The following is a 570-nucleotide window of genomic DNA, read 5'->3' as shown; positions in this document are numbered from 1 at the left end:
AGTGAATTCAACGTATCAGAAGTTGCTGAAACGGGCACCACGTTCATTGAGAACGCAATCATTAAAGCTCGCCATGCCGCGCAAGAAACTGGCTTACCAGCGATTGCAGATGATTCTGGTCTGGAAGTCGATTTCCTAAAAGGTGCACCAGGCATCTACTCAGCTCGTTACGCCGGCGAAAAAGCCTCTGACCAAGAGAACCTAGAGAAGCTACTTAAAGCAATGGAAGGCGTGCCAGAAGCAGAACGTACTGCGCGTTTCCACTGTGTATTGGTATTGATGCGTCACGAAAACGATCCAACGCCTATCGTTTGTCATGGCAAATGGGAAGGTCGCATTCTGACTGAAGCACATGGCGAAAATGGCTTTGGTTACGACCCTATCTTCTTCGTACCAGAAGATAACTGTGCGTCAGCAGAGCTAGAGCCGGCACGTAAAAAGCAGTTGTCTCACCGCGGTAAAGCACTGAAATCACTGTTTGCTCAGTTATCAGCGCAAACCGCACAGTAAGATCGAGTGAACTTGTCCATGTTAACGCCCCCAGCACTCAGCTTGTATGTACACATCCCA

The 570-nt window shown here is 48.8% G+C and carries 1 protein-coding gene; it reads left to right on the top strand.

Annotation, left to right across the window (positions count from 1 at the left end; translation table 11 throughout):
- Positions 1-510: RdgB/HAM1 family non-canonical purine NTP pyrophosphatase (gene rdgB, locus R7093_RS27065; RefSeq protein WP_318147253.1), on the top strand; the 510-nt coding region annotated here is incomplete at its 5' end.
- Positions 511-570: the final 60 nt, after the last annotated feature.

Source organism: Vibrio sp. 1580 (assembly GCF_033340055.1).
Note: the sequence above shows the minus strand (reverse complement) of the source record. Positions and strands in the feature narration are given on the sequence as shown.